The organism is Rothia sp. SD9660Na, from assembly GCF_030064065.1.
In the GTDB taxonomy this organism is placed as follows: Bacteria; Actinomycetota; Actinomycetes; order Actinomycetales; family Micrococcaceae; genus Rothia.
Map to the genome: position 1 here is coordinate 1,327,647 of NZ_CP125946.1, position 12,136 is coordinate 1,339,782.

8 protein-coding genes and 1 riboswitch are annotated in these 12,136 nt (G+C 61.6%); of the genes, 5 read left to right on the forward strand and 3 right to left on the reverse strand.

Features of this window, described 5'->3' with window-relative positions; translation table 11 throughout:
- Window positions 1-34 precede the first annotated feature (34 nt).
- The 3 genes from uvrC to uvrA form a co-directional block, all read right to left on the reverse strand.
- Complete coding sequence (uvrC, locus tag QM007_RS06465) at window positions 35-2,035, reverse strand: excinuclease ABC subunit UvrC (protein ID WP_283489212.1); 2,001 nt, start codon at window positions 2,033-2,035, stop codon at window positions 35-37.
- Window positions 2,036-2,100: 65 nt separating this feature from the next.
- Window positions 2,101-2,787, reverse strand: coding sequence for a lysophospholipid acyltransferase family protein (locus tag QM007_RS06470; protein ID WP_283489213.1), 687 nt, complete (start codon window positions 2,785-2,787; stop codon window positions 2,101-2,103).
- Between the two features lie 122 nt (window positions 2,788-2,909).
- Window positions 2,910-5,783, reverse strand: a complete 2,874-nt coding sequence (uvrA, locus tag QM007_RS06475; protein ID WP_283489214.1) for an excinuclease ABC subunit UvrA — start codon at window positions 5,781-5,783, stop codon at window positions 2,910-2,912.
- A 164-nt stretch (window positions 5,784-5,947) separates the two neighbouring features.
- On the opposite strand from uvrA, the gene QM007_RS06480 reads away from it, so the two are divergent.
- The 5 genes from QM007_RS06480 to QM007_RS06500 all read left to right on the forward strand — a co-directional run bounded on the left by QM007_RS06480 (window position 5,948) and on the right by QM007_RS06500 (window position 12,096).
- The gene (locus QM007_RS06480; RefSeq protein ID WP_283489215.1) at window positions 5,948-6,667 is read left to right on the forward strand and encodes an MBL fold metallo-hydrolase; all 720 of its coding nucleotides are present in this window, start codon (window positions 5,948-5,950) and stop codon (window positions 6,665-6,667) included.
- Between the two features lie 84 nt (window positions 6,668-6,751).
- A riboswitch (TPP riboswitch) is annotated at window positions 6,752-6,867 on the forward strand.
- A complete protein-coding gene (gene thiM, locus QM007_RS06485; protein ID WP_283489216.1) occupies window positions 6,856-7,731 on the forward strand; it encodes a hydroxyethylthiazole kinase in 876 nt (291 codons plus the stop codon). (Overlaps the previous riboswitch by 12 nt.)
- A complete protein-coding gene (locus tag QM007_RS06490; protein WP_283489217.1) occupies window positions 7,728-9,941 on the forward strand; it encodes a bifunctional hydroxymethylpyrimidine kinase/phosphomethylpyrimidine kinase in 2,214 nt (737 codons plus the stop codon). The genes thiM and QM007_RS06490 overlap by 4 nt, the downstream gene beginning before the upstream one ends.
- Before the next feature lie 114 nt (window positions 9,942-10,055).
- Window positions 10,056-11,768 (forward strand): D-lactate dehydrogenase, encoded by a 1,713-nt coding sequence (dld, locus tag QM007_RS06495; protein WP_283489218.1) that lies wholly within the window; start codon window positions 10,056-10,058, stop codon window positions 11,766-11,768.
- 160 nt (window positions 11,769-11,928) lie between these two features.
- Entirely contained in the window at window positions 11,929-12,096 is a 168-nt protein-coding gene (locus QM007_RS06500) for a hypothetical protein (protein WP_283489219.1), read from the forward strand.
- The last annotated feature ends 40 nt before the right edge of the window (window positions 12,097-12,136 follow it).

The following is a 12,136-nucleotide window of genomic DNA, read 5'->3' on the forward strand; positions in this document are numbered from 1 at the left end:
CGCTTCCACGCTTCAAATGGTTAGTACTTCTAGCTTAGTGCACCGGTTCACTCTCAGCTCCCTTTTGGGCGCCATCCCCTACACTCGGCGTAAAACGCTCCAGGATTTTTTGAGCCATAGCCGGGCCAATGCCGGGTACCTCCTGAAGTTCTTGGGCGCTTGCCTCAGAGAGCTGTTTGAGGGAGCCAAAGTGCTTAATGAGGGCTTCGCGCTTGACCGGGCCCAGCCCCGGTACGGTATCGAGGGCTGATTTGACCATTTCTTTACCCCGCTTGGAGCGGTGGAAGGTGATGGCGAAGCGGTGGGCCTCGTCGCGGATGCGCTGAATCAGGTAGAGGGCATGAGAGGTTCTGGGCAGAATGACGGGGAAGTCATCGCCCGGCAGCCACAGCTCCTCAAGGCGCTTGGCGATACCGACCACATAGATATCGGTAATGCCCAGGTCTTCGAGGGCACGGGTCGCGGCAGCGACCTGGGGCTGGCCGCCGTCCACCACAACCAGGTTGGGCGGGTAGGCAAACTTGGCGGGTTCCTTGGAGTGTAGGTCATCTTCGCTGATTTGGCCGGACGCCCGCACCCGGGCCCCTGGGGCCTCGTCAGTGAGATAGCGGCGGAAGCGGCGGTAGATGACATCGTACATGCTGGCGGTGTCGTCACGGGCGGCGTCCCCGGTGATGGAAAACTTGCGGTAGTCGCTTTTCTTGGGCAGGCCGTCCTCAAAGACCACCATGGAGGCAACCACATTGGTCCCCTGCACGTGGGAGATGTCGTAGCACTCAATGCGCATGAGAGCCTCGGGCAGTTCCAGGGTTTCTTGGAGTTCCACCAGGGAGGCCGAACGGGTGGTGAGGTCCCCTGCCCGGCGGGTCTTGTGCAGGTTCAGGGCCTGCTTGGCATTCTCAGCGACGGTTGCCATGAGCTCGACCCTATCGCCGCGCTGGGGCACGCTGATACTTACCTTGGCCCCGCGTACCCCGCTCAGCCATTCCTCGAGTTTCTCGTGGTTCTCGGGTAGCACCGGAACATTGATGTAACGAGGTATTTCATTGAGATTGTGGTTCATCTCTTCTTCAGAGCTCCCGGCGGCCAGCACAGCTGCGGTTTCACCGTAGACCTGCACCAGCAGGTGGTCCATGAGCGCTTCAGGTGAGGAGTCCTCAACCTTCTCAACAATCCAACCCCGCTGGCCGCGGATGCGTCCGCCCCGCACATAAAAGACCTGCACGGCAGCTTCTAGGTCATCTTCAACAAAGTTGAACAGGTCGGCATTCACCGAATCGGGCAGTACCACGGCGTTGCGTTCAAAGGCTTTGGTCAGGGCTTCGATGTCATCGCGCAGGCGGGCCGCCTTTTCAAAATCAAAGTCGGCGGCGGCGTCCTTCATCTGCCGGGTCAGGTCGGCAATGAACTTCTCGGCTCCCCCGGCCATGAAGGAGCACAGGTCCTCAGCGATTTTCTGGTGGTCTTCGCGGCTCACCCTGCCTACACAGGGGGCGGCGCACTTGTCGATGTAGCCCAGCAGGCAGGGCCTGTCGGACGCCTGCGCCCGGTTGAAAACGCCGGTAGAGCAGGTGCGCACCGGGAAGACCCGCAAGAGGGCGTCAAGGGTTTCGCGGATAGCCCAGGCCTGGGAGTAGGGGCCAAAATAGCGCACCCCCTTCTTCTTTTCCCCGCGCATGACCTGGGCGCGCGGGAAGCGGTCTTTCAGGGTGACAGCCAGGTAGGGGTAGGACTTATCATCGCGGAAGGCGATGTTAAAACGGGGCTTATATTCCTTAATCCAGGTGTATTCCAGCTGGAGGGATTCCAGCTCGCTACCCACCACCGTCCACTCCACCGCGGCTGCGGTGTGCACCATAGCGTAGGTTTTAGGGCTGAGCGAATCGACGCGGGCAAAGTAGGAGTTGAGGCGGTTGCGCAGGTTCTTGGCCTTGCCCACATAGATAATGCGGCCTACATCGTCACGGAAGCGGTAAACCCCGGGGTTGGTGGGGATTTCGCCGGACGCCGGGCGGTAGAAGGCAGGATCGGCCACGTGTATCAGGTCCTTTGAGCTAGGTCAGGAGCGGCAGGAGCCTCTAGCCCGCGCTGGGTGCTGGGCTAGATTCCCCCGTCGCGTTCTGCTGACGGTGAGACGTTGTATTCGTTTTTGCGGGGCTGGCCAGAGAGCTGGGCGATAGCGTCCATAATCTGGTCGGTAGTCTGGCGGCGTTGCTTACCGCTCATGCGCTCCCCCAGTTTTTCGAAGGTCATGGGCTCCCCCACGCGGACGGTAAAGCGGTAGGGGTAGACCATGTTGGAGCCGGGTTTTTGAATTTTATCGGTGCCAATCAGGCCGATAGGCACTACGGTGGCTCCGGTCATGTGAGCCAGCCAGGCCACACCGATTTTTCCCTTGTAGAGGTAGCCGTCGCGGGAGCGGGTGCCCTCGGGGTAGATACCGAAAACCTTGCCTTCGTTCAGGCGCTCAAGTGCGGTTTCCAGAGCCTTCATGGACTCTTTCTTATCGGTGCGGTTGACTGGAATGATGTCGATGACCTGGAAGAGGGTCTTCATGGCCTTGCCCTTGAGACCCGGTGAGTTGACGTACTCAGACTTGGCGAGGAAGGCAACCCGGCGGGGCATGAGGGCTGAGATAATCACCGAGTCGAGGAAGGCCAGGTGGTTGGAGGCCACGATGACGGGGCCCTCAGCGGGGAAGTTCTCAAGGCCGGTCACGCGGGCGCGGAAGACGGTACGGAGCAGGGCTTCGACAGTCTTTTGAGTTGCCTTGTATTTGAGGGACATGAGAACTCCTTGGTGCACAGCTGGCGGGGCCTACCGTGGCAGGCACCCCACCCGGGGTATGCTTTTTGAAATTTTAGGGCTGTTTTGACCTATTTAGCATACCCCGGCGGGGTGCTGCTGCCCTAGAGCATCTCAGCGAGGAAGCGGCCGGTGTGAGATTCTGGAACGGTTGCCAGCTGCTCGGGGGTACCTGTTGCCAGCACGGTGCCACCGCCATCGCCGCCTTCGGGGCCCATGTCAATGAGCCAGTCGGCGCTCTTGATGACATCGAGGTTGTGCTCGATGGTAATGACGGTGTTGCCCTTATCAACCAGGCCCTGCACCACCCCAAGAAGCTTGCGGATATCTTCAAAGTGCAGGCCGGTGGTGGGCTCATCGAGCACGTAGATGGAACGGCCGTTAGAGCGCTTTTGCAGTTCGGTAGCCAGCTTGACGCGCTGGGCTTCACCGCCGGAGAGGGTGGTCGCTGACTGGCCCAGACGCACGTATCCGAGGCCCACGTCCACCAGGGTGTCGAGATAGCGCGAAATCTTGGTGAAGGCGGCGAAGAATTCGGCGGCTTCAGAGACCGGCATTTCAAGGACGTCGGCAATAGTCTTGCCCTTGTAGTGCACTTCGAGGGTCTCGCGGTTGTAGCGCTTGCCCTTGCAGACCTCACAGGGCACGTAGACATCGGGCAGGAAGTTCATCTCAATCTTGAGGGTGCCGTCGCCCGAGCAGGCTTCGCAGCGTCCGCCCTTGACGTTGAAGGAGAAACGACCGGGCTGGTAGCCGCGCATCTTGGCTTCGGTGGTTTCTGCAAAGAGCTTGCGGATGTGGTCAAAGACGCCGGTGTAGGTCGCCGGGTTTGAACGCGGGGTGCGGCCGATGGGTGACTGGTCCACGTGGATAATCTTGTCGAGGTGTTCCAGGCCGGTAATGGTCTTGTGACGGCCCGGCACCTGCTTGGCCCCGTTGAGCTTATTTGCCAGAGAGGTGTAGAGAATATCGTTGACCAGGGTGGACTTGCCCGAACCGGAGACGCCGGTGACAGCGGTGAGTACGCCCAGGGGGAACTCAACGTCCACGTTCTTGAGGTTGTTTTCGCGGGCCCCAATGACCTTGATGGTGCGCTTGGGGTCAACCGGACGGCGGGTGGCAGGCACCGTGATAGCGCGGCGTCCGGCCATGTAGTCACCGGTCACGGAGTTTTTATTCTCAAGGAGCTCGGCGAAGGTACCCGAGTGCACAATCTGCCCGCCGTGCTCGCCAGCGCCGGGGCCAACGTCTACGATCCAGTCGGCTTCCTTCATGGTGTCTTCGTCGTGTTCCACCACGATCAGGGTGTTGCCCATGTCGCGCAGCTTGGTGAGGGTTTCAATCAGGCGGCGGTTATCGCGCTGGTGCAGGCCGATGGAGGGCTCGTCCAGCACGTAGAGCACGCCCACCAGGCCGGAGCCAATCTGGGTTGCCAGGCGAATACGCTGGGCCTCACCGCCCGAGAGGGTACCCGCCGAGCGAGCCAGGTTCAGGTAGTCCAGGCCCACATCGAGCAGGAACTGCAGACGGGCATCAATTTCTTTGAGCACCAGCTCAGCAATCTTAGCCTCGCGCTCACTCAGGGTCAGCGAGCGCATGAAGGTGAGGGCTTCGCGCATAGGCATGTCGGTGACGTCGGCAATCGACTTGCCGCCGACGGTGACGGCCAGGATGGTGGGGTTGAGGCGGGCGCCGTTGCAGGAGGTGCAGGCGACCTTGCGCATGTACTGTTCGTAGCGGTCTTTTGACCAGTCTGATTCGGTTTCTTCGTACTTGCGTTTGATGTAGGCGCTGGCGCCCTCGAAGCCGGAGGTGTAGCGGCGTTCGCGGCCGAAGCGGTTTTTGTAGGCGACGGTGACCTTGTAGTCTTTGCCGTTCAGGATAGCTTTTTTGACCTTGGCGGGAAGGTCTTTGAAGGGGGTGGCAAGGTCGAAGTCGAGTTCGTCGGCAAGACCGGCGAGCAGGCGCAGCCAGTATTCGCTGGTGGCCTTGCCGGTGGCCCAGGGGGCGACGGCGCCCTCGGCCAGGGAGAGGTCGGGGTTGGGCACGATTAGGTCGGTGTCTACTTCAAGGGTGGAGCCGATGCCATCGCAGGCGGCGCAAGCGCCGAAGGGTGAGTTGAAGGAGAAGGCACGGGGCTCTACCTCGGTGACGGCTAGGGGGTGGCCGTTGGGGCAGGCTAAGTTTTCGCTGAAGGAGCGGGTGCGGCCTGGTGCGTCGACGTCCTCGTCCACGAAGTCGATGAGAACCTTGCCGTCGGCGAGCCCCAGCGCGGTTTCGACGGAGTCGGTCAGGCGCTGGTGGACGCTCTCCTTGGTGGCGATGCGGTCAACGACGACCTCGATGGTGTGCTTGTACTGCTTTTCGAGTTTGGGCGGGTCGGTGAGCTGGATGACCTCGCCGTCCACGCGGGCACGGGCGTAGCCGGCGGTGGAGAGTTCTTTGAAGAGGTCGACGAACTCGCCCTTGCGGGCTGAGACAACGGGGGCGAGCACCTGCAGGCGGGTTTTCTCGGGGTAGTCCATGAGGGTGTCAACGATTTGCTGAGGGGACTGCTTGGAGATTTCCTCGCCGCATTCGGGGCAGTGGGGGTGGCCCACGCGCGCCCAGAGCAGGCGCATGTAGTCGTAGATTTCGGTGATGGTGCCGACGGTTGAGCGCGGGTTCTTGGAGGTAGATTTCTGGTCGATGGAGACGGCCGGTGAAAGGCCCTCGATGAAGTCTACGTCGGGTTTGTCGACCTGGCCCAGGAACATGCGGGCGTAGGAGGAGAGGGATTCGACGTAGCGGCGCTGGCCTTCTGCGAAGATGGTGTCGAAGGCCAGGGAGGATTTGCCGGAGCCGGAGAGGCCGGTGAAGACGACCATGGCGTCGCGGGGGATGTCGAGGTCGACGTTTTTGAGGTTGTTTTCGCGGGCGCCCTGCACACGGATATGGGTGAGGTCGTTGCCGGTGGGTTGTGTGGCTGAGCCTGCCATGAGTCACCTATCTAAGAGAATGTTTCGAAGATATATTCTATAAGGTTTGCGTGAGCGATGAAAGCGCCTAGCCCCTCCCGGTTTGTACCACATCCTGCTCATTCTGAGGGCTTAAAACGGGCAGGGCGTGGTACAAAGGCGGGGTGAGTGCCTAGAATGGGGCCATGAGTGACCTAACCAATACCCTGATTTTTGAGTCCAACGCCCTGACCGTGCGATCCATTGCGGTATCGGAGATGGAAAACAACGTCTACCTGCTGACCCACCGGGCAAGCGGTGGGCAGGTGCTGATTGATGCCGCGGACGACTTTCCCGCCATCAACACCTTCGCCCAGCAGACTGCCGCCGCCGACTCCCCTGCTGCCCACGACCGGCACGACCAGGCGGGGGCTGGCGTCCGCGCCCTGGTAACCACCCATTCCCACTGGGACCACATCCGAGCCCTGCCCGAGGCTGTTGAAGCCTGGGACCCGGCAACCTACTGCGGCGCCCCCGACGCTGAAGCTATCGCTAAGCAGGAAGGCATAGAGGTTGAAGAACACCTGGTGGGCGGCGAGCGCCTGACCTTAGCCGGCATTGAGCTTGAGGTGATTGCTCTGCGCGGGCATACCCCGGGTTCAATTGCCCTGGCCCTGCGGGTTCCTGGTGATGAAGGTGCGGACGCCGGTGAGCGGGTTCTGCTGTTCACCGGGGATTCGCTCTTCCCTGGCGGGGTGGGCAAGACCAACTCTCCCCAGGACTTTGAGCAGCTCTTTGCCGATGTGTCTGAGCGCATCTTCGGCTGCTTTGACGATAACACCCTGGTGCTACCGGGTCACGGGGATTCCACTACCTTGGGCAAGGAACGCCCCCACTTGCCGGAGTGGAAGGAGCGGGGCTGGTAAGAGCCCCCTCTGGCAAGCCCGGTGGTGCCGTAATACAGAAGCTATACCTTGTCGCCCACCGGTCTACTTGTTAACATGAACCTTACAACTGGTTTGGGGTGCCCCTACTGCCGATTCTTTACTGGCGGACAGGGGCTGAGAACACACCCACTGAACCTGCTCTAGTTAGAACTAGCGAAGGGAAACCCATGCAGGAGCATGCCCATATTTCTGCGCGCCTCGATGCGCCCTCTGACTCAAGCACCGCCGTCCTTGCAGCAATCACAGCGATGCGAGATACCACGCCTTTGGTGCAGTGCCTGACCAACACTGTGGTCAGTAACATTACCGCCAACGCCCTGCTGGCGGCGGGTGCTGCCCCGGCTATGTGCGATACGCCGGCTGAGTCCTACGATTTTGCTCAGATTGCTACCGGCGTGCTGGTCAACGGTGGCACCCCCAGCGCCGAACAATACGAGGGAATGCGACAGGCCATTGCCGGAGCCAAGGACGCGGGAACCCCCTGGGTGCTGGACCCCGTTGCAGCTGGCGCGCTCACAGCCCGCACCGACTTCTACAGGGAGGTAATGCAGCTCTCCCCCGCCGTGATTCGAGGCAACGCCTCAGAGATTGGGGTATTAGCCGGTAGCGGTCGGGGCGGACGCGGGGTAGATGCAACCGATAAGGCCGAGGATGTACTCGCCGCAGCCCGCGTGCTCAGTCAGCAGACCGGTGCCACGGTTGCTATCAGCGGGGTGGTTGATTACATTGTCGCCGGCGACCGGGTAACGGCAGTAGAAGGCGGGCACCCCACCATGGCGCAGGTGATTGGAACCGGTTGCTTCTTAGGAGCCCTGGTCGCTGCCTATGCCGGGGCAGCGCTGGCAGCAGGTCTAGACCGCCACGATGCTGTGGTTGCCGCTCACGCCCATACGGCTGCTGCCGGTTCAGTTGCCGGTAGTCTTTATGCCACTAAGCCCGGCTCCTTCGCGGTCGCCTGGCTCGATGCCCTGGCCGAGCTGAGTGCTGAGCAGATTCTTGGGCGGGTCAGCCTGCGGGAGCTGAAAGCAGGTGGGCAGGCATGACTGTATCCCCTACCGAGCGTGCATCCGTTGACTGGTCGCTCTACCTGGTCACAGACCCGTCCTTTCAGCCTGCCGAGCACCTGACCAACCACGTTCTGCGGGCCATCGAGGGCGGGGTCAGCGTGGTGCAGCTTCGCGATAAGCAGGCCAGTGACGAGCAGCTTGAAGTTCAGGCCCGGGCTCTGGCCCGCGCCGTGGGCGGACGGGTGCCAATTTTCGTCAACGACCGGGTGCAGCTTGCTCTCTCGTTGGACCTGCACCTGCATATTGGGCAGTCCGATATGCCCTATGTTCAGGCCCGCCAGCTCCTGCCGGATCATTTGATGATTGGCCTGTCGATTGAGAACCGCGACCAGCTAGAGAGCTGTATCGCAGAGTGCACAGCGACCGGGGTTCGGCTCCCCGATGTGGTGGGCCTGGGCCCGCTGGTTGAAACACCCACCAAGCCCGATGCGGCACCAGCTCTGGGGATTGCGGGTATCACCGCGCTAGCCCAACGGGCGGCAGAGGCGGGCATCGCGAGCGTAGCCATCGGCGGCATCCAGCTTGATAACGCGGCCGAACTTACTGCCACCGGGGTCAACGGAATCTGCGTGGTCTCTGCCCTCATGGGGGCATCTGAGCCGGAGCTAACCGCTGCTCGGTTACGCGGGCTTTTTACAGCAAAGGGCTACCAAAGTTCCCGCTCCGTCCCCAATATTCTGTCTATCGCAGGCACCGACCCCAGCGGTGGGGCAGGTGCTTCAGCTGACCTCAAATCCATTGCGGCAGCAGGCGGCTACGGCATGAGTGCTATCACCGCCCTGGTCGCCCAAAATACCCTGGGGGTCCGGGCCATTGAGATTCCGCCCACCGACTTTTTACGGGCCCAGCTTGATGCGGTGAGTGACGATGTGCGTATCGACGCCGTAAAAATTGGCATGCTGGGGTCGGTAGACCTCATCGATACGGTGACCACCTGGCTCGACGATAACCCCCAGCAGGTTGTGGTCCTTGACCCGGTGATGATTGCTACCAGCGGCGACCGGCTTTTAGAACCTGCCGCAGAAGAGGCCCTGCGCAGCTTTTCCCGCCGTGCTACTGTGCTTACCCCCAATACCCCGGAACTTGCGATTCTAGCCCAGGAGCAGCCACCGGCCACCTGGGATGAGGCCTGCCAGATGGCCCAGCGGGTTGCTACCCGGTACGGGGCAGCCGTGATCGTCAAGAGTGGCCACCTGACCGGCTCCGAGGCAGGGAACGCGGTGGTCACAGCTGACGGGGTACAGGCGGTCTTTAGTAGGCAGCGCCTTGCGACCGCTAACACGCACGGCACGGGCTGTTCCCTATCGTCCGCGCTGGCCACCCGCCTGGGGGCGGGTGACAGCCTCGAGGAGGCCCTCTCCTGGGTCATCGCCTGGCTGCACGGGGCTATCGCCACCAGCGGCCGCTTACAGGTGGGAGCCGGTCACGGCCCGGTTAACCACTTCTGGAACCTCTGGGCTGGCTCGGCGGCTGCCGATGCCACCCCGATTCCCCTGGGTGCTTTTGCGGACGCCGCCGCCCCGGCTCCCCTGATTCCGGCAGCTGGCCCACACACGGCTACCCTCTGGGAAATGACCGGCGGCCTCTGGGAGCGCATCACGGCCCTGCCCTTCATCCGCCAGCTAGCCGATGGAACGCTGCCGGCCGAGGATTTCACTTTCTACCAGGATCAAGATGCCCTCTACCTGCGGGAATACTCACGGGCCCTGGCCCTCTTGAGCGCCAAGGCTCCCACCTCCGAGCAGCAGGTTTTCTGGGCGCGCGGGGCAGCAGAATGCATCACGGTAGAGTCCCTACTCCACGGGAGCTGGCTGGGCTCTGACTACGTTTCGGCAGGCCCGTCCCCGGTCACACGAGCCTACACCGACTTCCTGACAGCCTCAGCCGGCGTGCAGGACTACGCTATCGCTGCCGCGGCCGTACTCCCCTGCTACTGGCTCTATGCAGAAATCGGTGAGCTTCTCGCCGCCTCCAACACGCCCGATCACCCCTACACCGCCTGGTTAAGCATGTACGGGTCAGCAGATTTTAGGGCCTCGGTCGAGCAGGCCCTCAGCTACGTGGAGGCAGCTCTCGAAGATGCCCCACCGCGCGTCCGCTCCCTCGCGGCACAGGCCTACCAGCAGGCGTCCACCCATGAACTGCATTTCTTCGACCAGGCTCACCGCCGCACCCTTTCTGTTTGACAGCCCCAAGCCAGGGGCGGATGATGTCTATGAGCCCTGTCATAGTCCAAGCCCTAACTCAAGCACGACAGTGCCAGGGGCAGGCAGGGATACGAACCGACAGAAAGAAGTGAGATGACCGCCCAAGCAAACCCTGGAGCCCATCAGCAAGCCCTCGATGCCTTTAAAGACATCGTTGGTGCTGAGCATGTGCTCACCGCAGAGCACGCAACAGCCCCCTTCAGTAAGGGCTACCGCTTTGGCGGCGGGCCTCTCTTTGCGGTGCTGCGCCCCACAACCCTCGTGCAGATGTGGAAGGCTCTACAGGTTTGCGTCGATCACAACTTTATGGTGATCCCCCAGGCCTCCAACACCGGTCTAACCGGCGGGTCTGGCCCGGGCTTCCAGGACTACGACCGACCCATCGTACTCATCTCAACCCACCTGATTAACCAGGTGCACCTGATTAACGATGCCCGTGAGGCTATATCCCTGGCCGGCGCTACCCTGACCCACTTGACTGAAGAACTCGCCCCGCACAACCGCGAGCCGCACTCAGTTATCGGGTCCACCTCCATCGGTGCTTCGGTCATCGGCGGCATCGCCAACAATTCCGGTGGTAGCCAGATCCGTAAAGGTCCGGCCTTCACCCGCGAAGCTATCTACGCCCGCGTCACCGAAGAAGGTAAGGTCGAGCTCATTAACCACTTGGGCATTTCCCTGGGTGAGGACCCCGAAGTTGCCCTCGATAAGCTACAGCGCGGCGCATGGTCGGCGGACGATGTCACCCCTGCCCCCGCCGACACCAGCGAGACCGAATACGCGGCCCATCTGCGCAAGATGGAGCCCACCCCCGCCCGCTACAACTCCAACCCCGAGTACCTGTTTGAGGCGTCCGGATCCGCTGGCAAAATCATGGTCTTTGCCGTGCGAACCCGCACCTTCCCGCTCGAAAAGAACCCCGCCATGTTCTACATCGGCACCCACAACCCCCGCGAGCTCGAAGAAATCCGCCGCATCTTCCTCGAAGCCGACATGCCCCTGCCCATCTCGGGTGAGTACATGGGCCGTAGCGCCTTCGACCTGGCAGAAAAGTACGGCAAAGACACCTTCGTCTTCCTCAAGTACATGAGCTCTGCTCTGCAGACCCGCATGTTTGCCTTCAAGACCTGGGCTAACGGGGTCTTCGGCAAGGTTCCAGGTATCGGCCCCACCTTCGCAGACACCGTCTCCCAGCGTATCTTTGACCTGGTCCCCAGCCAGCTGCCCAAGCGTATGCTGGACTACCGCGACCGCTTCGAACACCACCTGCTGCTCACCGTCAGCGAGGCCCAGAAGCAGGCGACCGAAACCATGCTCAAGGACTTCTTTGCGGCGCCCGAGCACGAGGGCGATTTCTTCATCTGCACGGCGGACGAAGCACAGAGCGCCAACCTCAACCGCTTTGGCGCTGCCAGCGCCGCCACCCGCTACGCCAGCATGAAGCGCAAGGAGCTGGGCGAACTCATTCCCATCGATGTTGCCCTGCGCCGCGATGACTGGGACTGGCTAGAGGTACTGCCCCCTGAAATTGCTAGCCAGCTGGATGTTACCGCCTACTACGGCCACTTCTTCTGCCACGTCATGCACCAGGACTACGTCGCCAAGAAGGGTGTTGACCCCCATAAGCTGCACGATGATATCCAGGAGCTGCTTGAGGCCCGCGGCGCCAAACTGCCGGCTGAGCACAACTATGGGCGCCTCTACCACATGCCCGAGGCTATGGTGGAACACTTTAAGCAGCTTGACCCCACCAACACTTTCAACGCCGGCATCGGTGGCACCTCCCCCAAGAAGGACTGGGCCTAGTTGCCGTTTATCTGCCTGTAGGCGGGGAGCAGGTTCATCCTAATGGCTGATTGCTTAAGACAGGTGTGAGACTACACTGGTTTTTACAGACACATGAAAACCATTCTCACCAGGTTCGGTCTGTTGCCCGCGCGGGATCGGGGGGCGTCCTCCCCCCGTGATGTGCGAGTCGGACTCTGAAGTCGCCGCCGTGCAGCTTGCCGAATGCGCCGCCGGCTCAGAGATTGCCAACTACATGGGAACCTCCCAGGTGGCCCGCGATATGGAGCTGCTCCGTTCCCTGGCCGGGGGCGAGCGCCTGGATTACCTGGGCTACTCTCTTCCCTGAGAAGGCAGGACGCAAGGAAGCGGTAGATACCCTAGCTCAG